Origin of the sequence: Oryzisolibacter sp. LB2S, from assembly GCF_040732315.1 — a bacterium.
Lineage (GTDB): Bacteria > Pseudomonadota > Gammaproteobacteria > Burkholderiales > Burkholderiaceae_C > Alicycliphilus > Alicycliphilus soli.
Window position 1 is genome coordinate 1,941,024 of record NZ_CP160388.1, and the last position, 21,512, is coordinate 1,962,535.

Sequence of the window (21,512 nt, forward strand, 5' to 3'; positions counted from 1 at the left end):
CAGGAAGGGTCAGGCCCGGTCCCACTGGGCTAGGTGCAGCAGCACGCCCGACGGGTCCCAGACGTAGGTCACGCACGCACCATAGGGTTCCTGCTTCGGCGCGGCAACGCGGGCGCCGGGGAAGCTGCCCGTGCCGATGAGCTGCGAGACGTCCGCGAAGCACTGGGCCGCGTCCTGCACGGAAATGTGCAACATGCAGTTGTCCGCCCATTCCTTCACGTAGTAGCGCTGCAGGTAGAACCGCGTCCCGCCCAGTTGGAACAGCGCCAGGTCATCGTCCGACCACTCCAGGGTGCAGCCCAGGGCCGCGTAGAACGCCTTGGACAGCGCGAAGTCCCGAGCCGGAAGGAAGGAGCGCACATCACGGGCGCGCAGGTCAATCATGCAGGCTCCTAGCTGAACAGCCGTCGCGCCAGCACCGAGCCGGCCGACAGCTCGCGGCTGTCGAGCATGTCGTAGAGCTTTTCGAGGTCGGCGGCGATGGGCTCCATGGTCATGGCCGGCAGCGGCGTGCCGTTCTGGTCGCAGAGCACGCCGTCCATGGCCTCGCCGAGGGCTGCGGCCACCTCGCGCAGGCGCGCAAAGGGCTGCTCGCTGCGGTGCACCTGGGGAATGTCCAGGGTCAGCAGGATGTCGCGCACGGCGGACTGCTCAGGGTCGTCGGACATGGCGGCCTGGGCGTCGAAGGACAGGGTCAACAGCGGCGGCAGGCCCGCGCCGCCCGCGGGCAGCACCAGGCGCCCGGGCATGGCCCCTGGCACAAAGCCCGAGCGCGCGGCGTTCTGCTGCACGTAGCCGGGGCTCCAGGCCGCCTGGCGCGCGCGCAGCATGAAGCTGAGCTGCGCGTCATGGTCGCTGGCGAACTGGTCGAGCTCGCGTGCGCGCGCCACCTCGTGCAGCATCTCGGGGAAGTCGGGCGTGGCGTTGATGGCGTCGGCAAAGGCCTGGGCCTTCATGACGAACTCGGAGTACTCGATCTCGTTGAGCGCGCCCACGCGGTTGGCAAGCTGCACGCCGGCCTGGAACTGCTGGTAGCGCTGGCCGGGCTGCGGAGCCTCCCACTGCTGGCGCACCTCGTTGAAGCCCTCGATGGCAAACGGCTTGCTGCCCGCGCGACGGGTGGACGGCATGGCCGCCAGGGCGGCGTCGCCCGAAACCAGCTGTTCGGCGGCTATCGGTGCGATCACGTCGATCAGCGGATCAAGCCCGCCGCGGCGTTCGGCCGGGGGTACGGGCATCTCCAGCGCGTCGGTCGGGTCCACCGCATGGCCTTCGAGGTGCGGCTCGGCCGCCGCCGCACCGGCCAGACCCGCGCCGTCGAACACGGGCTCCTGGCGCATGGCGGGTTCGGGCTGGGCGGCCTCGCCCGCGAGCGGGCTGGCGCGCTTGGGCGTGTTGCGCCGGGTGATCCAGCTGTTGTAGGCAATGACGACGATCAGCACGAGGCCGCCGGCGATGATGAGTCCAAGTTGAAAGTTGCTCATGATGAAATGCTTCAGGCCTCGGCCATCGACAGCGCGGACTCCATGTCCACGGCCACGATGCGCGAGACGCCCTGCTCCTGCATGGTCACGCCGATCAGCTGCTCGGCCATTTCCATGGCGATCTTGTTGTGGCTGATGAAGAGAAACTGCGTGCCGCGCGCCATGCTGCTGACCAGCTTGGCGTAGCGCTCGGTGTTGGCGTCGTCCAGCGGCGCGTCCACCTCGTCGAGCAGGCAGAACGGCGCGGGGTTGAGCTGGAAGATGGCGAACACCAGCGCGATGGCCGTGAGCGCCTTCTCGCCGCCCGAGAGCAGGTGGATGGTCTGGTTCTTCTTGCCCGGCGGCTGGGCCATGACCTGCACGCCGGAGTCCAGAATCTCGTCGCCGGTCATGATCAATCGCGCCTGGCCGCCGCCGAAGAGCTCGGGGAACATGCGGCCGAAATGGCCGTTGACGGTCTCGAAGGTGCCCGACAGCAGGGTGCGCGTCTCGCCGTCGATCTTGCGGATGGCGTCCTCGAGCGTGGTCATGGCCAGCTGCAGGTCCTCGGTCTGCGCGTCGAGGAAGGTCTTGCGCTCGCGCGCGAGCGTGAGCTCGTCGAGCGCGGCCAGGTTCACCGCGCCCAGGGCCGTGATCTCGCGCTGCAGGCGCTCGATCTCGCCGGCCAGACCCGTCTGGCGCACGCCGCCCTCCTCGATGGAGCGGGCCACGGCCTCCAGGTCGGCCTCGGCGTCCTGCAGCAGCTGGCTGTACTGCTCCAGGCCCAGGCGCGCGGCCTGTTCCTTGAGCTGGAATTCGGTGATGCGCGCGCGCAGCGGTTCAAGCTGGCGCTCGTACTGCATGCGCCGCTCGTCGCTGGCGCGCAGCCGCGCCGTGAGCTCGTCGTACTGGCTGCGCTGCGCCGCCAGCTGCTGCTCGCGCTCCATCTTCAGTTCCAGCGCCTGCTGCAGCCCGCCCTGGGCCGCGGCGTCGGACAGGCGCGCGAGCTCGTCCTGCGCGCGCAGGCGCTCGTCCTGCAGGGTACGTGCCTGGCTGGCCGCCGTGTCCATGGTGCGCGAGAGTTCGGCGCGGCGCGCCTGCAGGCTGCGGTGCGAGAACTGCGCCTCCTGCACGCGGCGCTCGAGCTGGCGCTGCTGCTCGCGGCTCTCCTGCAGGCGGCGCTCGGCCTCGATGACATGGTCGCCGAGCTGGGCATGGCGCTCCTGGCTGTCGGCCAGCTGCATGTCGAGCTCTTCAAAACGCGCCTCGGAGGCCACGCGGCGCTCCTGCAGGTCCGACAGCTGGGCCTCGACCTCGGCCAGGTCGCTGTCGATCTGCGCGCTGCGCGCGCGTGCCTGCTCGGCCAGCTGCGTCAGCCGCAGCGTCTCGACCTGCACCGCGTGAAAGCGCGCCTGTGCCTCGCCGGCCTCGCGCCGCGCGGCCACCAGACGCTGCGACGCGTCGGCATACTGGCTTTCGGCACGCACCAGGGCCGTGCGCGCCTCCTCGGCGATCAGGGCCTGGGCACGCAGCTCCTTTTCGAGGTGTTCGATCTCCTGCGCACGCGCGAGCAGGCCGGACTGCTCGGAGTCCTGGGCATAAAAGCTCAGACTGTGCGCCGTGACGGCGTGGCCGCCGGGCACGTAAATGGCTTCGCCGGGCGCCAGCTCGCTGCGCCGCGCCAGGGCCTCGTCGAGCGACGGCGCGGTCTGGCAGCCCTCGAGCCAATCGACGAGCACGGCGCGCAGGCCGTCGCCGTCCACGCGCAGCAGGTCGGACAGGCGCGGCCCGCCACCCGCGGGCCTGGCCTGCGCCTGGGCGGGCGCGCTGTAGAAGGCCAGGCGCGCGGGGGGCGCATCGGCGCCGCCCGTGCCCAGAAAGCCGCGCACCATGTCCAGCCGCCCCACGGGCAGGGCCGCCAGGCGCTCGCGCAGCGCGGCCTCGAGGGCGCTTTCCCAGCCCTGCTCGACATGGATGCGGCTCCACAGGCCCTGCAGGCCGTCGAGGCCATGCCTGGCCAGCCAGGGCTGGAGCTTGCCGTCCACCTTGAGCTTTTCCTGCAGCGCCTTGAGGGCCTCCAGGCGCGCGGACAGGTCGGCCTGGCGCGCCGTCTCGGCATTCACCGCCTGCTGGCGCGCGCGCCGCTCTTCGTCGAGCTGGGGCACGCTGTCCTGCAGCTCGACCTGGCGCGCGTCCGCGAGCTCGGCGGTTTCTTCCGCCTCGGCGAGCTGCGCGCGCAGCTGTTCCAGGCGCGATTCGTCTGGTGCCGCCAGGGCATTCCTGTCACCGCGCAAGCGCTCGTGGCGGGCCTCGAGCTGGCGGCTTTGCTCGTCGATGCTGCGCTGCTCGGCGGCCAGCACCTGGATCTGCTGCTGCACCTGCACCACGGCGGCGCGCTGCTGCTCGCTGCGCTGCTGGCTCTGGCGCAGCGCGTCCTCGAGGTCTGGCAACTGCAGAGCCTGCTCCTCGAGCTGGGCGGCAAGCAGCTCGGCCTGCTCCTCGGCGCCCTCGCCCGCACCGGCGAGCTGCTCGGCCTCGGCCTCGGCCTCCTGCTTGCGCGCGGACCATTGCTCGATCTGCTCGGCCAGTTGCGTGAGGCGCAGCTGCACGCGCTGGCGGCCCTCGACCACGTAGCGGATCTCGGCCTCGAGCTTGCCGACCTCGGCCGTGGCCTCGTAGAGCCGGCCCTGGGCCTGGTTGACCTGGTCGCCGGCCTCGTAGTGCGACTGGCGCACGGACTCCAGCTCGGCCTCCACATGGCGCAGGTCGGCCATGCGCGATTCGAGGTCGTTGACGGCCTGCAGGCCCTCGGTGCGCACGCGGGTCTGCTCGGCTTCGGCGTCGGCGCGCTTGAAAAACCACAGCTGGTGCTGCTTGAGCGTCACATCCTGCTGCAGCGCGTGGTAGCGCGCCGCGACCTCGGCCTGTTTCTCGAGCTTCTCGAGGTTGGCATTGAGCTCGCGCAGGATGTCCTCGACGCGCGTGAGGTTCTCGCGCGTGTCGGCCAGGCGGTTCTCGGTCTCGCGCCGGCGCTCCTTGTACTTGGAGACACCCGCGGCCTCCTCGAGGAACAGGCGCAGCTCCTCGGGCCGGCTTTCGATGATGCGGCTGATCGTGCCCTGGCCGATGATGGCGTAGGCGCGCGGCCCCAGGCCCGTGCCCAGGAACACGTCCTGCACGTCGCGCCGGCGCACGGGCTGGTTGTTGATGTAGTAGCTGGAATTGCCGTCGCGCGTGAGCACGCGCTTGACGGCGATCTCGGTGAACTGGTTCCACTGCCCGCCCGCGCGGTGATCCTGGTTGTCGAAGATCAGCTCCACGCTGGCGCGGCTGGCGGGCTTGCGGCTGGTTGTGCCGTTGAAGATCACGTCCTGCATGGACTCGCCACGCAGCTCGCTGGCCTTGGACTCGCCCAGCACCCAGCGCACGGCATCCATGATGTTGGACTTGCCGCAGCCGTTGGGGCCCACCACCCCCACCAGCTGCCCCGGGAGCATGAAATTGGTGGGCTCGGCAAATGACTTGAAGCCCGCGAGTTTGATCGAGTTGAGACGCACGAATGACCTGTAACACCGCCCCGCCGGGATGCCCCGCGGTTCAAGGAAACGAATGTTACCCGAGGCAGGTGGCGCGGCCGCGGCCATGACACATGAGCAAGCAGGCCGGTTGCGGTACACCAGCCGCCCGGTCCGTACAATCAGAATAATGTGTCGTAATTTTTTACACTTCAATCATCCCGAGACTGCAAGACTCATCTAACCCGTTGATTTATATATACTGCGCGAGTCTGGCACAAATACTGCTTACATCTGTAGCGCAAACAATCAATCAACCGATCACCCCTGAGGGAGGCCCAGTGAAATTCAACAAGGCACTTAGAACCATCGCCCTTTGCTGCGGACTGGTGGGATTTGGCAGCAGCCACGCCGCAGTCATGCTGTTTGACAGCGTGAGCGACAAGGGCTCGATCCAGTATTCGGCGAGCATTGGTGGTGGCGTCTCGTTGTCGGCACTGGTGGAGTTCACACTCAACTCCCTGACGTCCTCGCAAGCGGTATTTGGTGTGAAGGTTTCGAACAATTCCTCAGGCCTGGGCAGCAACCGACTGATGTCGCTCGCGATCGATGTCGTGACCCCGAAGCTGAAGTCCGCCTCCGCCAACAGTGGGTGGGATGCTTCTCTCAACTCCACACTCCCGGGATTCGGGAAGGTCGATCTCTGCGTTTGGGACGGGAGCAACTGCTCGGGCGGGGGCTTTTTTGGCGGCGTGGGTGAAGGAGCGTCCGAATCCTTTAATCTGACCCTCAAGACCAATGGGAACTTCCTCACGGACGGGATTTCGTTTGCCAGCCCTTATGCCGCGAGATTCCAAGGCGTTGGCTTTTGGGGCGATTCCGCGTCCATTGCCGGGACCATTGTGACTGCCCCGGGTGGCGGCACGTCTCAGGTTCCCGAGCCCGCCTCGCTCGCACTCATGGGTCTGGGCCTGCTGGGCGCAGTCGTCGCCCGCCGCCGCAGCGCCTGATCGCCGCATCCAGCCCCGTCCACCCTGGACCGGCTCACCCCTCAACAAGAAGGCGCTCCATGAGCGCCTTTTTCATGCCCGCCAGTCGGCGCGGGTTAGGAATCGCCCGGATCCGGTGACTCATGGGCCGGCAGTTGCAGGAAGAGCGCCGTTGCCGCCAGCGTCAGCAGACCCATGCAGACAAAGGTCGCACGAAACGCGTTGAGCGCCTGCTGCGCGGGGCCAAAGTAGCCTTCAAAGCTGGACAGCACCGCCCCGGCCGCGGCCACGCCCATGCCCAGAGCCAGCATTTGCACCATGGACAGCAGACTGTTGCCGCTGCTTGCCTGCGATATGTCCAGATCCTTGAGGGTGACCGTGTTCATGGCGGAGAACTGCATGGAATTGGCGGCGCCGAACAGCGTGAGCTGAACGATCAGGAGGTAAGGCGACAGAGCGGGCGAGAGCACGCCGAGACTGGCAATCAGGAGGGCAAGCGTACAGGTATTGCTCACCAACACGCGGCGAAAACCCCAGCGTCGCACGAGGCGGGTGACCAACGGCTTGGCCACCATGCTGCCCAGCACCGTGGGCAGCATCATCATGCCGGCCTGCATGGGCGTGTAGTCCAGACTGACCTGCAACACCAGCGGAATCATGAACGGCATGCAGGAACTGCCCAGACGCGAGAACAGATTGCCCAGCAGGCCCACGCGCAGGGTGCGCACCTGGAACAGGCCGGGCACGAACAGCGGATTCGCGCTGCGTGACGCATGGAGCCAGTACGCGGCCAGACTGGCGACGCCAAACACCAGCATCACCAGCGCGGACGCGCCGCGAAAGCCGCCACCGGCCATGCCCTCGACCGCCAGGGACACGGCCGCCATGCCAAAGGCCAGAAGACCATAGCCAGCCACATCGAGACGGCGGGCGATCAGTTCCTCCGTCATCGGCATGAAACGCCGCGCCATGACGAGGCCCAGCAGGCCCACGGGCACATTCACCCAGAAGATCCAGTGCCAGGATGCGTATTCCACCATCCAGCCGCCCAGCGTGGGGCCGATCAAGGGACCGAGCAATCCGGGAATGGCGACCAGACTCATGGCGTGGATGAACTCCTCACGCGGGAAGGCGCGCAATACCGCCAGACGCCCCACCGGCAGCAGCAAGGCACCGCCCAGGCCCTGCACCACCCGCGCCCCGACCAGCATGGACAGGCTGGGCGCCAGCGCACACAGCACCGAACCCGCGACGAACAGGGCAATGGCCGACATGAACACGCGCCGCGTGCCAAAGCGGTCTGCGAGCCAGCCCGACGCGGGAATCAGCACCGCCATGGCCAGCGAATAGGCCACGATCACCGAATGCATCCGCAACGGACTCTCGTCGAGGTCATGCGCCATGGCTGGCAAGGCCGTGTTGACAATGGTGGCGTCCAGCGTCTGCATGAAGAAACCCAGCGCCACCAGCCACAGCAGCGCGCGACGGGAGGCCGAGGTGTTAGAGATGGACATCACCAATAGCAAGGACGTGCGAACGAGCCGCGAGTGTGCCATCGGCATCCGCAAGGCGTGAAAGCGCGCCGGCCATTGGCGAATGCTCATTAATCACTATTCTGTGACGAAATCACATTCAAAACACACTTTGATACATAATGATGGGATGTGAGTCATTAATAACGTGTTACCCTCCGACGCTATGTTTCGTCGTCTTTTCGTTTTGTTACTTCTTTGCGGGAATGCTTACGCATCTCCCGCCGACGACATGGAACGCATGCTGGCCGAACGAGGCCTGATCGCGCATTTGCAGGATATGCGCCATGACGTTGCCGACCGCACCTCGGATTTGGTTTCCACCGCCATGGGCTTCATTGGCGTACCCTATCGTCGCGGCGGCAACAGCGCGGAAACCGGATTCGACTGCAGCGGCTTTGTGCGAGCCATCTACGAGCAGGCCAAGGGATTGGCCCTGCCGCGCCGTGCGATCGAACAGGCCCAGGCCACCGAAGTCATCGACAAGAAGGACCTGCAGCCCGGCGATCTGGTGTTCTTCAACACCATGCGCCGTGCCTTCAGTCATGTGGGCATCTACCTGGGCGATGGCAAGTTCATCCACGCTCCGCGTACCGGCGCTCATGTGCGCATCGAAGACATGGGCGGCTCGTACTGGGCCAAGCGCTTCAACGGCGCACGCCGCGTGGAGCAAGGCCAAGACGACATGCCGACGATCGCGGCGACGGCGAATCCCTGAGCGCCGCCACGCACACCACCCCACATCGGCCGCCTTGTTGCGGCCGTTTTTGCGTTCGCCGCCACCTGCACATTGTTCACAATGCACGCGGAGCAGCGCCTGCCGTCGCCTGCTGCACAATCACAAACTCCACTGACTTGTTGGAGGACCTCCGCATGAGCATCCTTGGCACCATCGTGATCGGATTCGTGATCGGACTGCTGGCCCGCGCCATCAAACCAGGCGACGACAAGCTCGGCTGGATCATGACCACGCTGCTCGGCATAGCGGGATCCTTCATCGCCACCTATGTGGGCATCGCCATGGATTGGTACCGCGCGGGTGATACCGCCGGCTGGATCGCATCGGTCATCGGCGCCATCGTGCTGCTGGTGCTCTGGGGCATGTTGCGGCGCAAGGCATGACGGTGTCCGAACGACCGGCTCGCTACTGGCTGATGAAGTCCGAGCCCGAGGAATGCTCGATCGACGATGCATTGGCAGCACCGAACGCCACGGTGGCCTGGACCGGCGTGCGCAATTACCAGGCGCGCAACTTCATGCGCGACGAGATGCGCGTGGGCGACGGCGTGCTGTTCTACCACTCGAGCTGCGCCCAGCCCGGCATCGCCGGCATTGCACGCGTGGCCTCGGGCGTGCGGGCGGATCCGACGCAGTTCGACCCCGCATCGCCCTACCACGATCCCAAGGCCAATCCCGACAAGCCGCGCTGGCTGCTGCTGGACGTGCAGGCCATCCGCAAGACGCGTCTGGTCGGCCTCTCTGAGCTGCGCGCGCATCCGGCCCTGGCCGCCATGCGCGTGCTGCAGCGTGGCAACCGCCTGTCGATCACCCCCGTCGAACCCCAGGAATGGGACTGCGTGCTGCGTGATTGTCTGGGCATGAAGCTATGAACAATATAGCTGCTGACGCTTGACCACCAAGGGTCAAGGCCGGTTTTCACTTAACTCCTGCGCCCCGCGCATGGCGGCTCTCAGGCCCGGAACACCAGCACCTTGAGCGCTCTTTCATCATCCACATCGGCAAACACCGCCGGATTGGGCACCCGCCCCGCAAAGACCAGCGAAGGCGCCTGTGCCTGCACCTGGCCGCGCAAGAAGGCCGTGTCCAGTTCGGGCGCGTTCAGGCACAGCAGCGCGTGGCCCCCTGGCGCCAGCAGATCGGGCAGGCGGCGCAGCACCCGCGCATAGTCCTTGGTGGCGACAAAGCTGCCCTTCTGGTAGCTCGGCGGGTCGGCAATCACCAGGTCGTACGGCCCGCCGCGTGTGATCTTGCCCCAGGAGGCGAAGATGTCGTGCGCCAGAAAGCTCGCGCCCGACTCCAGGCCGTTGAGCCGGTGGTTCTGCTGCCCCGTGGCGATGGCGCCGCGCCCCATGTCCACATTGACCACCTGTGCCGCCCCGCCCCGCAGCGCCGCCACCGAGAACGCGCAGGTGTAGGCAAACAGGTTCAGCACCCGGGCGCCCCGCCCTTCGCGCAACCGAAAGGCCGCGGCGAACTCGCGCACCCAGCGCCGGCCTTCGGCCATGTCCAGAAACAGGCCATGGTTCTGCCCCTTGAGCACATGTACGCGAAAGCGTGCGCCATCCTCGGTGACGACATGCGGATCGGGCACCTGCCCCGCCATCAGGCGCGTGTCGCTGCGACCCTCCAGGCGCAGCGCCTCGCCGCGGTGCTGGAATACCCAGTTGAGCGGCTCACCCGGCGCGATCTGCTTCCAGCGCACCGTCAGCGCCGCATCGACCGCCGCCAACTGCGCCTCATCTGCAGGCGCAAAGCTGGTCAGCACGAACACGGGTGGGTAGACGTCCAGCGTCCACTGCTCGCAACCGGGAAAGCGCCCGCCCCGGCCGTGGAAGATGCGACAGGCATCCACGGGTGCGGGCATGGCGGCAATGGCGTCCAGCAGGGCCTGCATGCTCAATCGACCGAGGCGTGGGACTGACTGACGGAGCAATCCCCGGCGGCCGCAGCAAAACCGGTCATGACACCGGTCGACGCACAGGGGGCAAGGGCACCACCATCAGACATCACCCGCGGGCGGGCCGTCCGTGTCGATGGCCAGCGCCCTGAGCATGTTGCGTACTTCTTCATCGCTCGTATTTTCCATGAGCAGTGCATGCGTCCGAGCGACAAAGTCCTCGGTGGCCCACCCCTTTGCACAGGCCCTCAATGCCAGGCGCAGGTCTTCAATCAGCGCCCAATGCACATCGGTCATGCCACGCCCGCCGCCGGCGCGCACCCAGCCGTCGATATCCCCGCCGAAAGCCAGGTAGACGTTGACATGGTGGGCACTCAGCATGGATCACCCCGTGGAACTCCCGTTCCAGCCCTTCTCAGACCATAGTCCTGCGACACGCCCTCATCACGTCACGGCAGACACATCAATGGCCTTGACCGAGGCCACGAGCTGTGCCGCGAAGAATTCACGCGTGTGGGGCTGCGCCATGTGGAACGCCAGCGCCGCCTCGTCGACGAAATGCTCCAGCAGCACGAAGGACTCCTGGTCGGAAAGCGCCCGAAAGAAGGCGAATTCGACGCACCCGACCTCGCGCCGGGTCGCCGTCTCCAGCACCATCAACGCTTGATGCAGCCGATCAGCGAGCCCGGGTTGGGCCTTGATGCGCACCAGTTTGCAGACGGGCGTGGACATGGGCTGATGGGACATGGCGACCTTTCACGGGTCAAGGCAAACCCAGGGGGTTATTGCAAAAAAGGCCGCGCAGCCCTTTCAGCACTGCGCGGCCAGCTACAGTAAATGTAGTTTACTTGCGCTGCGGCGGCACGTCCGTGCAGCTGCCGTGGGCGATCTCGGCGGCCATGCCAATGCTCTCGCCCAGCGTCGGGTGCGGGTGGATGGTCTTGCCGATGTCCACGGCGTCGGCGCCCATCTCGATGGCCAGGGCAATCTCGCCGATCATGTCGCCCGCGTGCGTGCCCACGATGCCGCCGCCCAGGATCTTGCCGTGGCCGTGCGCCTCGGGGCTGTCGTCAAACAGCAGCTTGGTGTAGCCCTCGTCGCGGCCGTTGGCAATGGCGCGGCCCGAGGCGGTCCAGGGGAACAGGCCCTTCTTCACCTTGATGCCCTGGGCCTTGGCCTGGTCCTCGGTCAGGCCCACCCAGGCGACCTCGGGGTCGGTGTAGGCCACGCTCGGGATCACGCGGGCGTTGAAGGCGCTCGCCGCCAGGGCCTTGTCTCCCTTGAGTTCACCGGCGATGACCTCGGCCGCCACATGCGCCTCGTGCACCGCCTTGTGCGCCAGCATGGGCTGGCCGACGATGTCGCCGATGGCGAAGATGTGCGGCACGTTGGTGCGCATCTGGATGTCGACGTTGATGAAGCCGCGGTCCGTCACGGCCACGCCGGCCTTGTCCGCGCCTATCTTCTTGCCGTTGGGGCTGCGGCCCACGGCCTGCAGCACCAGGTCGTAGGTCTGCGGCTCGGGGGCCGTGCCGCCCTCCTCGGCTGGCGCGAACGTGACCTTGATGCCCTCGGGCGTGGCCTCGGCGGCGACGGTCTTGGTCTTGAGCATGATGTGGTCGAAGCGGTGCGCGTTCATCTTCTGCCAGACCTTGACGAGGTCGCGGTCCGCGCCCTGCATCAGGCCGTCGAGCATTTCGACCACGTCCAGGCGCGCGCCCAGCGTGGAATACACCGTGCCCATCTCCAGGCCGATGATGCCGCCGCCCAGGATCAGCATGCGCTTCGGAACACCCGCGAGGGCCAGCGCGCCCGTGCTGTCCACCACGCGCGGGTCGTCGGGCATGAAGGGCAGGCGCACGGCCTGGCTGCCCGCGGCGATGATGGCGCGCTGGAAAGCGACGACCTTTTTGCCGCCGGTCTTGTCCTGGCCGCTGCCCGTGGTTTCCTCCACCTCCAGGTGGTTGCTGCCCACGAAGCTGCCGTAGCCGCGCACCACGGTCACCTTGCGCATCTTGGCCATGGCGGCCAGGCCGCCGGTCAGCTTGGCGATGACCTTTTCCTTGTGGCCGCGCAGGGTGTCCACGTTGACCTGGGGCGCACCGAAGCTCACGCCCGCGGCCTCGAGGTGTTTGACCTCATCGACCACGGCGGCGACGTGCAAGAGCGCCTTGGAGGGGATGCAGCCTACGTTGAGGCACACGCCGCCGAGCGTGGCGTAGCGCTCGACCAGTACCACCTTCAGGCCCAGGTCGGCCGCGCGAAAGGCCGCCGAGTAGCCGCCGGGGCCGCCGCCCAGGACGAGCACGTCGCAGTCCAGATCGGCCGTGCCGGCAAAGCTGCTTGCTATCGGAACAGGAGCTGCCGGCGCTTGTGCGGCGGGCGTTGGAGCCGGTTTTGCCTCGGATGCCGCAGCCGGAGCGGAAGCGGCGTCTGCGGTCTCCAGCGTCAGCACCACGGAGCCCTCGCTCACCTTGTCGCCGAGCTTGACCTTGAGCTCCTTGACCACGCCGGCGTGGCTCGACGGAATTTCCATCGATGCCTTGTCGGACTCCACGGTGATGAGGCTTTGCTCCACGGCGATGCGGTCGCCGGGCTGCACCAGCACTTCGATCACGCCGACCTCGGCGAAGTCGCCGATGTCGGGTACCTTGATGTCTATCACTGCCATAGCGGTTTCTCCTTTACAGCAGGATGCGGCGGTAGTCCGCCAGCACTTGGCCCAGATAGGCGTTGAAACGTGCGGCAGCGGCTCCGTCGATGACGCGGTGGTCATACGACAGCGACAACGGCAGCGTCAGGCGTGGCACGAACTGTTTGCCATCCCACACGGGCTTCATCGCGCTCTTGGACAGACCCAGGATGGCCACCTCGGGCGCGTTGATGATGGGCGTGAAATGCGTGCCGCCAATGCCGCCCAGCGAGCTGATGGAGAAGCATCCGCCCTGCATGTCGGCTGCGCCCAGCTTGCCGTCGCGCGCCTTTTTGGCGAGCTCGCTCATCTCGGCGCTGATTTGCAGGATGCCCTTCTTGTCGGCGTCCTTGAGCACCGGCACCACCAGGCCATTGGGCGTGTCGGCCGCAAACCCGATGTGGAAGTACTGCTTGTAGACCAGCGCATCGCCGTCCAGGCTGGCATTGAACTCGGGGAACTTCTTCAGAGCCGCCACCACGGCCTTGATGACGAAGGCCAGCATGGTCACCTTCACGCCGCTCTTCTCGTTCTCCTTGTTGGTCTGCACACGGAAGGCTTCCAGCTCGGTGATGTCGGCCTCGTCGTTGTTGGTGACGTGGGGAATCATCACCCAGTTGCGGTGCAGGTTGGCGCCGCTGATCTTCTTGATGCGGCTGAGGTCCTTGCGCTCCACCGCACCGAACTTGGCGAAGTCCACCTTGGGCCAGGGCAGCAGGTCCAGCCCCACACCCGTGCCGCCACCGGCCGGCGCCTTGGCGGCCTGGGCCTGGGTCTGGGCCGTGCCGGCCATCACGGCGCGGGTGAAGGCCTGCACGTCCTCGGCCGTGATGCGGCCCTTGGCACCCGTGCCCTTGACCTCGGCCAGCGGCACGCCGAGCTCGCGCGCAAACTTGCGCACGCTGGGGCTGGCGTGCGGCAGCTGGCCCGTGGGGGCGACCGTGGGGTTGTGGGCCGGGGCGCCCTGCACAGGCGCTGCGGCCACGGGAGCCGCGGTCGCGGGAGTGGCGGCCACGGGAGCGGCGGCGGGCGCTGCAGCAGGTGCCGGCGCCGGTGCGGGCGCGGAGGCAGGCGCACTGCCCTCGATCACGGCCACCAGGTCGCCGATGTTGACCTTGTCACCCAGCTGGACCTTGAGCTCCTTGAGCACACCGGCCACGGGGGACGGGATCTCCATCGAGGCCTTGTCGGACTCGACGGTGAACAGCGACTGCTCGACGCGGATGCTGTCGCCCACCTTGGCGAGCAGCTCGATGACGGCCACGTCCTTGAAGTCGCCGATGTCGGGCAGGCGCACCTCGATGCTGCCGGTCGGGGCAGGTGCAGCAGCCGGTGCGGCAACGGGCGCAGATGCTACATTTTCAGAAGCTGCCGGCGCTTGTGCAGCGGGCGCTGCGGCCGGTTTTTGCACTTCACCACCCGCATCCGCGGTTTCGAGTTCGCAGATCACAGTGCCCTGCTTGACCTTGTCGCCCAGCTTCACGGCGAGCGACTTGACCACGCCGGCATGGCTGGAGGGGATCTCCATCGAGGCCTTGTCGGACTCGACGGTGATCAAGGATTGCTCGACCGCGACGGTATCGCCGGGCTTGACCAGCAGTTCGATCACGCCCACTTCGTCGAAGTCCCCGATATCGGGTACCTGGATTTGAATCAATGCCATGGTGTCTCTCCCTGGTCCTCAGGCGTGCAGCGGGTTGATCTTCTCGGCGTTGATGCCGTACTTGGTGATGGCCTCGGCCACCTTGGCGGCGGGCAGCTTGCCCTCGTCGGCCAGGCTCTTGAGCGCGGCGACGGTGATGTAGTGGCGGTTGACCTCGAAATGCTCGCGCAGGCGGTAGCGGAAATCGCTGCGGCCAAAGCCGTCCGTGCCCAGCACCGTGTAGGAGCGGCCGGCCGGGATGAAGGCGCGGATCTGCTCGGCAAAGGCCTTCATGTAGTCGGTGGACGCGATCACGGGCCCGGTGCTGCCCGCAAGCTGCTGCGCCACGAAGGACTGGCGTGGTTGCTCCAGCGGGTGCAGCAGGTTCCAGCGCGCCGTGTCCTGGCCTTCGCGGGCGAGCTCGGTGAAGCTGGTGCAGCTCCACACATCGGCCTGCACGCCCCAGTCGGCGGCGAGCAGCTTCTGCGCCTCGAGCGACTCGCGCAGGATGGAGCCCGAGCCCAGCAGCTGCACGCGCAGCTCGCCCGGCGCACCGGCCTTGCACTGGTACATGCCCTTGAGGATCTGCTCCTCGGTGCCTGCGGCCAGGCCCGGCATGGCGTAGTTCTCGTTCAGCAGCGTGATGTAGTAGAAGACGTTTTCCTGCTTCTCCACCATGCGCTTGAGGCCCCGGTGCATGATCACCGCCACTTCGTGCGCGAAGGTCGGGTCGTAGCTCACGCAGTTGGGAATCGTGGCCGAGAGGATGTGGCTGTGGCCGTCCTCGTGCTGCAGGCCCTCGCCGTTCAGGGTGGTGCGCCCGCTGGTGCCGCCGAGGATGAAGCCGCGCGCCTGCATGTCGCCGGCGGCCCAGGCGAAGTCGCCAAAGCGCTGGAAGCCGAACATCGAGTAGTAGACGAAGAACGGGATCATGATGCGGTTGTTCGTCGAATACGACGTGGCCGCCGCGATCCACGAGCACATGCCGCCCGCCTCGTTGATGCCTTCCTGCAGGATCTGGCCGTTCTCCTGCTCCTTGTAGTACATGACCTGGTCGCGGTCGACCGGCGTGTACTGCTGGCCCAGGGGGTTGTAGATGCCGATCTGACGGAACAGCCCCTCCATGCCGAAGGTGCGCGCCTCATCGACGAGGATGGGCACGACGCGCGGGCCGAGCGCCTTGTCGCGCAAGAGCTGCGTGAGGAAGCGCACATAGGCCTGGGTGGTGGAGATCTCGCGGCCCTCGGCCGTGGGCTCCAGAATCGCCTTGAAGGTCTCGAGCGCGGGCACCGTGAAGCTCTCGTCCGCATGCGTGCGGCGGTGCGGCAGATAGCCGCCCAGGGCCTTGCGGCGCTCGTGCAGATATTTCATCTCCGGCGTGTCGTCGGCCGGCTTGTAGTAGGGCAGCTTGTCGAGCTCGCTGTCGGGAATCGGGATGTTGAAGCGGTCGCGGATGTAGCGGATGTCCTCGTCATCGAGCTTCTTGGTCTGGTGCACGGTGTTCTTGGCCTCGCCGGCCTTGCCCATGCCGTAGCCCTTGACGGTCTTGACCAGGAGCACCGTGGGCTGGCCCTTGTGTTCATTGGCCGCGTGGAAGGCCGCGTAGACCTTCTCGGGCTCGTGACCGCCGCGGCGCAGCTCCCAGATCTCGTCGTCCGAAAGATGCTCGACGAGCTTGAGCGTCTCGGGGTACTTGCCGAAGAAATGCTTGCGGATGTAGGCGCCATCCATGGCGCGATAGGTCTGGTAGTCGCCATCCAGCGTCTCCATCATGACCTGCTTGAGCTTGCCGCTCTTGTCGCGTGCGAGCAGGTCGTCCCAGCCCTTGCCCCAGAGCAGCTTGATGACATGCCAGCCGGCACCACGGAAGTCGCCTTCGAGCTCCTGAATGATCTTGCCGTTGCCGCGCACCGGGCCATCGAGGCGCTGGAGGTTGCAGTTGATGACGAAGATGAGGTTGTCCAGGTTTTCGCGCGCGGCCAGGCTGATGGCGCCCTTGCTCTCGGGCTCGTCCATCTCGCCGTCACCGAGGAACACCCAGACGCGGCGGTTGTCGGTCTTGGCAATGCCGCGCGCGTGCAGGTACTTGAGGAAGCGCGCCTGGTAGATGGCCATCATCGGGCCCAGGCCCATGGACACCGTCGGGAATTGCCAAAAGCCCGGCATGAGCTTGGGGTGGGGATAGCTCGACAGGCCGTTGCCGCCGACTTCCTGGCGGAAGTTCTCGAGCTGCTCCTCGCTGATGCGCCCTTCCAGGAAGGCGCGGGCGTAAATGCCGGGCGCGCTGTGGCCCTGGAAGTAGATGCAGTCGCCGCCGTGGTTCTCGCTCTCGGCGTGCCAGAAATGGTTGAAGCCGGCGCCCCACATGGACGCCAGCGACGCGAAGGAGCCGATATGCCCGCCCAGGTCACCGCCGTCCTCGGGATGCAGGCGGTTGGCGCGCACCACCATGGCCATGGCGTTCCAGCGCATGTAGGCGCGCAGGCGCTTTTCGATCGCGATGTTGCCGGGGCAGCGTGCCTCCTGCTCGGGCTCGATGGTGTTCACATAGCCGGTATTGGCCGAGAACGGCAGGTCGATGCTGCTCTGGCGCGCCTGTTCCAGCAGTTGCTCGAGCAGGAAGTGCGCACGCTCGGGCCCCTCCTTCTCGATGACGGCGGACAACGCCTCCAGCCATTCTCGGGTTTCTTCCTGGTCGGCGTCTACTGCGGTCAGGACTTTGCTCAGATCGGACATACGCTGTCTCCTTTGGAAATCATGGCAATGGGGGGATATGGTGCAAGTTTCGCACAGTTTTGCAATTTTTCAAATTACGGACATCAATTTTTTATTATGAAATTTTGCTGCGGTCGCACATTCTGTGATGGCCCCGGATGCGCTCTGGCGCAGGCTTAAACTTCGCCCATGGCCCCATCCCCAGCTCCTTCCGCCGCCGTGTCCGCCGTGAAAACACCGGCACGTTGGTGGCGTTCATGGTGGCGCAGCCTCTCGCCCGGCCGGCAGGATCGTTTTGCCGCCCTCGCCCCGCTGGCCTCGGTGCTGATGTTCCTGGCGGCCATCATTGCGTCGTTCTGGTACTTGCGCTCCGAGGAAATCGAGCGCGAGAAGGAGGCCCTCAAGCGCGACGCCGAATATGCGCAGCAGCGCGTGCGCCTGCGCCTGCTCGAGCGCCAGGAACAGATCATGCGCATTGCGCGCGACCTCTCCAACGAAGAGCTCGAGCGCACCGACTTCATCAGCCGCGCCGACGCGCTGATCAGCCAGTATCCCGAGTTGCAGTCCATCACCTGGATTGACGAACACCGCAGCATTCGCGCGACCCAGTCCGCGCCCACCCTCACCAGCGGCCAGCTGCGCATCAACGGCGAGGTGCTCAGGTCGGGCGAGACGGCAGACCTGTTCCGGCTCGCGCGCCAGCTGCAGCAGCCCGTGTATTCGCTGCCCGCGGTCAACGCCGGTGAGGCCACGCCGCTGCTGCAGCTGCAGGTGCCACTCACGCCACAGGGCAGGTTCGGCGGCGTGGTGCTGGCCGAATACTCCGTCGACCATCTGCTGCGCTACGGCACGCCCATCGAGGTACTCGCGCGCTACGCGGTCACGCTCGTGGATGGAAAGGGCCATGTGCTCGCCGGCACGCCCCTGGCGCCACGGCACAGCGGCCTGCTGCCATGGACGACCAAGGCCAATGCCTACGCCATTCCCGTATCGCCGGTCGGCGGCGGGCTGGTGCTGCGCGTGCAGGCCTATCGCACGTCGCTGGGCGTGGTGGGCAGCGGCCTGTTCTGGCTCGTGGGCACGCTGAGCGTGATGACCTCCTGGCTCTTGATCGCCACCTGGCGCCACACGCGCAGGCGCCAGCAGGCCCAGCGTGCGCTGGTGGCGGAGACCAACTTCCGCCGCGCCATGGAGAACTCCGTCCTCACCGGCATGCGTGCGCTCGACCTTCAGGGCCGCATCACCTATGTGAATGCCGCGTTCTGCCAGATGACGGGCTGGACCGAGGCCGAACTCGTCGGCCAGACCCCGCCCTACAGCTACTGGCCCGAGGGCGAATACGAAAAGCTGCACGCCAATCTGCGCGAGGAGCTGTCGGGCAAGAGCGTGCCCGGCGGCTTTCAGGTGCGGGTGCGGCGCAAGAACGGGGCGCTGTTCGATGCGCGCCTGTATGTCTCGCCACTGGTCGATGCCAGCGGCGAGCAGACGGGCTGGATGACGTCGATGACCGACATCACCGAGCCCAACCGTGTGCGCGAGCAGCTCACGGCATCGCACGAGCGCTTCACCATCGTCATGGAGGCGCTGGACGCGTCGGTCTCCGTCGCGCCGCTGGGCAGCCAGGAGCTGCTCTACGCCAACCGCCTGTACCGCCAGTGGTTTGGCTCGCAGACTACGGGCCATCTGGACATGGTGGCCCAGGCCGGCGTACCGCAGCAGTCCAGGGCCGGCGCCGTGGGCGATGGCGACGAGCTCATGGACCTTCCGCTCGATCCGCTGACGCGCACCCGCTCGGAGAACGCCGAGATCTACCGCCCCGACCTGGGCAAGTGGCTGGAGGTGCGCTCGCGCTACCTCAACTGGGTCGACGGGCGCATCGCGCAGATGGTGATTGCCACCGACATCACGCCGCGCCGCATGGCCGAGGAACAGGCCGCGCGCCAGGCCGAACGGGCGCAGTCGGTGAGCCGGCTCATCACCATGGGCGAGATGGCCTCGAGCGTCGCACACGAACTGAACCAGCCGCTGACCGCGATCAGCAACTACTGCAGTGGCATGGTCTCGCGCATCAAGGGCGGCCAGCTCTCGGAGGAGGCGCTGCTGTCGGCCCTGGAGAAGACCGCGCACCAGGCGCAGCGCGCGGGCCAGATCATCCAGCGCATCCGCGCCTTCGTGAAGAAGAGCGAGCCCAACCGCACGCTGGCCGACGTGCACCAGATGGTGGGCGAGGCGCTCGAGCTCGCCGAGATCGAACTGCGCCGCCACAACGTGCGCCTGACCCACTATGTGGCGGCGCGCCTGCCGCCCGTCATGGCCGACACCATTCTGATCGAGCAGGTGCTCATCAACCTGATGAAGAACGGCGCCGAATCCATTGCCCAGGCACAGCGCCCGCCGGCGCTGCGCGCCGTGGAACTGCGCGTGGTGCCGCGCCAGGTGGAGGGCAACGACGTCATCGAGTTCACCGTGCAGGACACGGGCCGGGGCCTGGCGCCCGAGGTGCTCGCGCATCTGTTCGAGGCCTTCTTCTCGACCAAGAACGAGGGCATGGGAATCGGCCTGAATCTGTGCCGCAGCATTGTCGAATCGCACCACGGCAGGATGCATGCCGAGAACCTCTACAATGCCGCAGAGGTCATCGGTTGCAGGTTCTCCTTCTGGTTGCCGCTTGCCAACACGGCCGAGGCCACTATCAATTCCGCAGCATCACCAACCCCTGGGACTATTGCATGAGTTTGATTCCGAAAAAAGGCACCGTCTATGTGGTCGATGACGACGAGGCCGTGCGCGACTCGCTTCAGTGGCTGCTCGAAGGCAAGGATTACCGCGTTCGCTGTTTTGATTCGGCAGAGTCCTTCCTCACACGCTATGACCCGCGCGAGGTGGCCTGCCTGATCGTGGACATCCGCATGGGCGGCATGACCGGGCTGGAACTGCAGGACCGTCTGGTCGAGCGCAAGTCGCCCCTGCCCATCGTGTTCATCACCGGCCATGGCGATGTGCCCATGGCTGTGAACACCATGAAGAAGGGTGCACTGGACTTCATCCAGAAGCCCTTTGACGAGCAGGAACTGCTCGGCCTGGTCGAGCGCATGCTGGACCACGCGCGCGAGGCCTTTGCCGGCCACCAGCAGGCCGCCAGCCGCGACGCCCTGCTGTCCAAGCTCACGGGCCGCGAGGCGCAGGTCTTGGAGCGCATCGTCGCCGGCCGTTTGAACAAGCAGATCGCCGACGACCTTGGCATCAGCATCAAGACCGTGGAGGCGCACCGCGCCAACATCATGGAAAAGCTCAACGCCAACACCGTGGCGGACCTGCTCAAGATTGCCCTGGGGCAGCAGACTGCCAAGGCATAAATCACTATCACTTACATAGCTGCCAGCGCATACCACACAAGCGCTAGGCAGCTTTTTAATTTGTATCTCACGGATTCCTCACATGACCGCCCAACTGATTGACGGCAACGCCCTCTCGCGCCAGCTGCGCACCCAGGTTGCCGAGCGCACCCAGGCCCTGAAGGCCCGCGGCATCACCCCAGGCCTGGCCGTGGTGCTCGTCGGCGACAACCCCGCAAGCCAGGTCTACGTGCGCAACAAGGTCAAGGCCTGCGAGGACGTGGGTTTTCACTCCGTGCTCGAAAAATACGACGCCAGCATGACCGAGGCCGAGCTGCTCGCACGCGTCGAGGCGCTGAACAACGACCCCAGCATCCACGGCATCCTGGTGCAGCTGCCATTGCCCAAGCACATCGACGACCACAAGGTCATCGAAGCCATCTCGCCCGCCAAGGACGTGGACGGGTTCCATGTGGCCAGCGCCGGCGCGCTCATGGTGGGCGAGGTCGGCTTCAAGGCCTGCACGCCCTATGGCTGCATGAAGATGCTCGAATCCATCGGCATGGCCGACCTGCGCGGCAAGCATGCCGTGGTGATCGGCCGCAGCAACATCGTCGGCAAGCCCATGGCCATGATGCTGCTCGCCGCCAACGCCACCGTCACCGTGTGCCACAGCGGCACGGCCGACCTGGCCGCCATGACGCGCCAGGCCGACATCGTGGTGGCCGCAGTCGGCAAGCGCAACGTGCTCACGGCCGATATGGTCAAACCCGGCGCCGTGGTCATCGACGTGGGCATGAACCGCAACGACGAGGGCAAGCTCTGCGGCGACGTGGACTTCGACGGCGTGAAGAAAGTGGCAGGCCACATCACGCCCGTGCCCGGCGGCGTGGGCCCCATGACCATCACCATGCTGCTGGTCAACACGCTGGAAGCGGCCGAGCGGCTGTAAGCATTCCCTTGAACCGCCACGCGGCAACGCCATCTAAAC

17 protein-coding genes are annotated in these 21,512 nt (G+C 66.4%); 7 read left to right on the forward strand and 10 right to left on the reverse strand.

The features are described 5' to 3' along the window. Positions 1-9: 9 nt before the first annotated feature. Genes ABUE11_RS09155 through smc form a run of 3 tightly spaced genes read right to left on the reverse strand, consistent with a single transcriptional unit; the run spans position 10 to position 5,020 of the window. The gene (locus ABUE11_RS09155) at positions 10-384 is read right to left on the reverse strand and encodes a hypothetical protein (protein WP_367065087.1); all 375 of its coding nucleotides are present in this window, start codon (positions 382-384) and stop codon (positions 10-12) included. An 8-nt stretch (positions 385-392) separates the two neighbouring features. Beyond that, on the reverse strand, positions 393-1,484 hold the full coding sequence (locus tag ABUE11_RS09160) for a cell division protein FtsZ (RefSeq protein WP_367065088.1): 1,092 nt from the start codon (positions 1,482-1,484) through the stop codon (positions 393-395). Between the two features lie 11 nt (positions 1,485-1,495). Next, on the reverse strand, positions 1,496-5,020 hold the full coding sequence (gene smc / locus ABUE11_RS09165) for a chromosome segregation protein SMC (RefSeq protein WP_367065089.1): 3,525 nt from the start codon (positions 5,018-5,020) through the stop codon (positions 1,496-1,498). 299 nt (positions 5,021-5,319) lie between these two features. Between smc and ABUE11_RS09170 the strand changes: the two genes are divergently transcribed. Beyond that, positions 5,320-5,988: a cistern family PEP-CTERM protein gene (locus ABUE11_RS09170; RefSeq protein ID WP_367065090.1), complete on the forward strand. Its 669-nt coding sequence runs from the start codon at positions 5,320-5,322 to the stop codon at positions 5,986-5,988. A gap of 95 nt (positions 5,989-6,083) precedes the next feature. Here ABUE11_RS09170 and mdtD read toward each other — a convergent pair whose 3' ends face one another. Next, positions 6,084-7,481, reverse strand: coding sequence for a multidrug transporter subunit MdtD (gene mdtD, locus ABUE11_RS09175; protein ID WP_367065091.1), 1,398 nt, complete (start codon positions 7,479-7,481; stop codon positions 6,084-6,086). A 184-nt stretch (positions 7,482-7,665) separates the two neighbouring features. On the opposite strand from mdtD, the gene ABUE11_RS09180 reads away from it, so the two are divergent. The 3 genes from ABUE11_RS09180 to ABUE11_RS09190 all read left to right on the forward strand — a co-directional run bounded on the left by ABUE11_RS09180 (position 7,666) and on the right by ABUE11_RS09190 (position 9,109). After that, on the forward strand, positions 7,666-8,217 hold the full coding sequence (locus tag ABUE11_RS09180) for a C40 family peptidase (RefSeq protein WP_367065092.1): 552 nt from the start codon (positions 7,666-7,668) through the stop codon (positions 8,215-8,217). Positions 8,218-8,372: 155 nt separating this feature from the next. Next, complete coding sequence (locus ABUE11_RS09185; RefSeq protein ID WP_367065093.1) at positions 8,373-8,621, forward strand: GlsB/YeaQ/YmgE family stress response membrane protein; 249 nt, start codon at positions 8,373-8,375, stop codon at positions 8,619-8,621. Continuing rightward, positions 8,618-9,109, forward strand: coding sequence for an EVE domain-containing protein (locus tag ABUE11_RS09190; RefSeq protein ID WP_367065094.1), 492 nt, complete (start codon positions 8,618-8,620; stop codon positions 9,107-9,109). Before ABUE11_RS09185 ends, ABUE11_RS09190 begins: the two co-directional genes overlap by 4 nt. An 80-nt stretch (positions 9,110-9,189) precedes the next feature. Here ABUE11_RS09190 and ABUE11_RS09195 read toward each other — a convergent pair whose 3' ends face one another. The 6 genes from ABUE11_RS09195 to aceE form a co-directional block, all read right to left on the reverse strand. Continuing rightward, complete coding sequence (locus ABUE11_RS09195) at positions 9,190-10,134, reverse strand: class I SAM-dependent methyltransferase (RefSeq protein ID WP_367065095.1); 945 nt, start codon at positions 10,132-10,134, stop codon at positions 9,190-9,192. Positions 10,135-10,239: 105 nt separating this feature from the next. Continuing rightward, entirely contained in the window at positions 10,240-10,518 is a 279-nt protein-coding gene (locus ABUE11_RS09200; RefSeq protein ID WP_367065096.1) for a hypothetical protein, read from the reverse strand. 63 nt (positions 10,519-10,581) lie between these two features. Then, positions 10,582-10,869, reverse strand: a complete 288-nt coding sequence (locus tag ABUE11_RS09205) for a putative quinol monooxygenase (protein ID WP_367065097.1) — start codon at positions 10,867-10,869, stop codon at positions 10,582-10,584. A 112-nt stretch (positions 10,870-10,981) separates the two neighbouring features. After that, positions 10,982-12,808 (reverse strand): dihydrolipoyl dehydrogenase, encoded by a 1,827-nt coding sequence (lpdA, locus tag ABUE11_RS09210; RefSeq protein ID WP_367065098.1) that lies wholly within the window; start codon positions 12,806-12,808, stop codon positions 10,982-10,984. Between the two features lie 13 nt (positions 12,809-12,821). Continuing rightward, on the reverse strand, positions 12,822-14,492 hold the full coding sequence (gene aceF, locus ABUE11_RS09215) for a dihydrolipoyllysine-residue acetyltransferase (RefSeq protein WP_367065099.1): 1,671 nt from the start codon (positions 14,490-14,492) through the stop codon (positions 12,822-12,824). 18 nt (positions 14,493-14,510) lie between these two features. Beyond that, on the reverse strand, positions 14,511-17,207 hold the full coding sequence (gene aceE, locus ABUE11_RS09220) for a pyruvate dehydrogenase (acetyl-transferring), homodimeric type (protein WP_367065100.1): 2,697 nt from the start codon (positions 17,205-17,207) through the stop codon (positions 14,511-14,513). Between the two features lie 168 nt (positions 17,208-17,375). On the opposite strand from aceE, the gene ABUE11_RS09225 reads away from it, so the two are divergent. The 3 genes from ABUE11_RS09225 (at position 17,376) to folD (ending at position 21,473) form a co-directional block, all read left to right on the forward strand. After that, a complete protein-coding gene (locus ABUE11_RS09225; RefSeq protein WP_367065101.1) occupies positions 17,376-19,919 on the forward strand; it encodes a PAS domain S-box protein in 2,544 nt (847 codons plus the stop codon). Then, positions 19,916-20,542 (forward strand): response regulator transcription factor, encoded by a 627-nt coding sequence (locus ABUE11_RS09230; protein WP_367065102.1) that lies wholly within the window; start codon positions 19,916-19,918, stop codon positions 20,540-20,542. The genes ABUE11_RS09225 and ABUE11_RS09230 overlap by 4 nt, the downstream gene beginning before the upstream one ends. An 82-nt stretch (positions 20,543-20,624) precedes the next feature. Further along, the gene (gene folD, locus ABUE11_RS09235) at positions 20,625-21,473 is read left to right on the forward strand and encodes a bifunctional methylenetetrahydrofolate dehydrogenase/methenyltetrahydrofolate cyclohydrolase FolD (RefSeq protein ID WP_367065103.1); all 849 of its coding nucleotides are present in this window, start codon (positions 20,625-20,627) and stop codon (positions 21,471-21,473) included. Positions 21,474-21,512: the final 39 nt, after the last annotated feature.

Excerpts from the sequence above, each read along its gene's own strand:
- ABUE11_RS09225 (WP_367065101.1), top strand. The coding sequence starts at position 17,376 with ATGGCCCCATCCCCAGCTCCTTCCGCCGCCGTGTCCGCCGTGAAAACA.
- ABUE11_RS09205 (WP_367065097.1), bottom strand. The coding sequence starts at position 10,869 with ATGTCCACGCCCGTCTGCAAACTGGTGCGCATCAAGGCCCAACCCGGG.
- ABUE11_RS09160 (WP_367065088.1), bottom strand. The coding sequence starts at position 1,484 with ATGAGCAACTTTCAACTTGGACTCATCATCGCCGGCGGCCTCGTGCTG.
- lpdA (WP_367065098.1), bottom strand. The coding sequence starts at position 12,808 with ATGGCAGTGATAGACATCAAGGTACCCGACATCGGCGACTTCGCCGAG.
- ABUE11_RS09190 (WP_367065094.1), top strand. The coding sequence starts at position 8,618 with ATGACGGTGTCCGAACGACCGGCTCGCTACTGGCTGATGAAGTCCGAG.
- aceE (WP_367065100.1), bottom strand. The coding sequence starts at position 17,207 with ATGTCCGATCTGAGCAAAGTCCTGACCGCAGTAGACGCCGACCAGGAA.
- ABUE11_RS09195 (WP_367065095.1), bottom strand. The coding sequence starts at position 10,134 with ATGCAGGCCCTGCTGGACGCCATTGCCGCCATGCCCGCACCCGTGGAT.
- ABUE11_RS09185 (WP_367065093.1), top strand. The coding sequence starts at position 8,373 with ATGAGCATCCTTGGCACCATCGTGATCGGATTCGTGATCGGACTGCTG.
- ABUE11_RS09200 (WP_367065096.1), bottom strand. The coding sequence starts at position 10,518 with ATGCTGAGTGCCCACCATGTCAACGTCTACCTGGCTTTCGGCGGGGAT.
- ABUE11_RS09155 (WP_367065087.1), bottom strand. The coding sequence starts at position 384 with ATGATTGACCTGCGCGCCCGTGATGTGCGCTCCTTCCTTCCGGCTCGG.
- folD (WP_367065103.1), top strand. The coding sequence starts at position 20,625 with ATGACCGCCCAACTGATTGACGGCAACGCCCTCTCGCGCCAGCTGCGC.
- mdtD (WP_367065091.1), bottom strand. The coding sequence starts at position 7,481 with ATGTCCATCTCTAACACCTCGGCCTCCCGTCGCGCGCTGCTGTGGCTG.
- ABUE11_RS09230 (WP_367065102.1), top strand. The coding sequence starts at position 19,916 with ATGAGTTTGATTCCGAAAAAAGGCACCGTCTATGTGGTCGATGACGAC.
- aceF (WP_367065099.1), bottom strand. The coding sequence starts at position 14,492 with ATGGCATTGATTCAAATCCAGGTACCCGATATCGGGGACTTCGACGAA.
- ABUE11_RS09180 (WP_367065092.1), top strand. The coding sequence starts at position 7,666 with ATGTTTCGTCGTCTTTTCGTTTTGTTACTTCTTTGCGGGAATGCTTAC.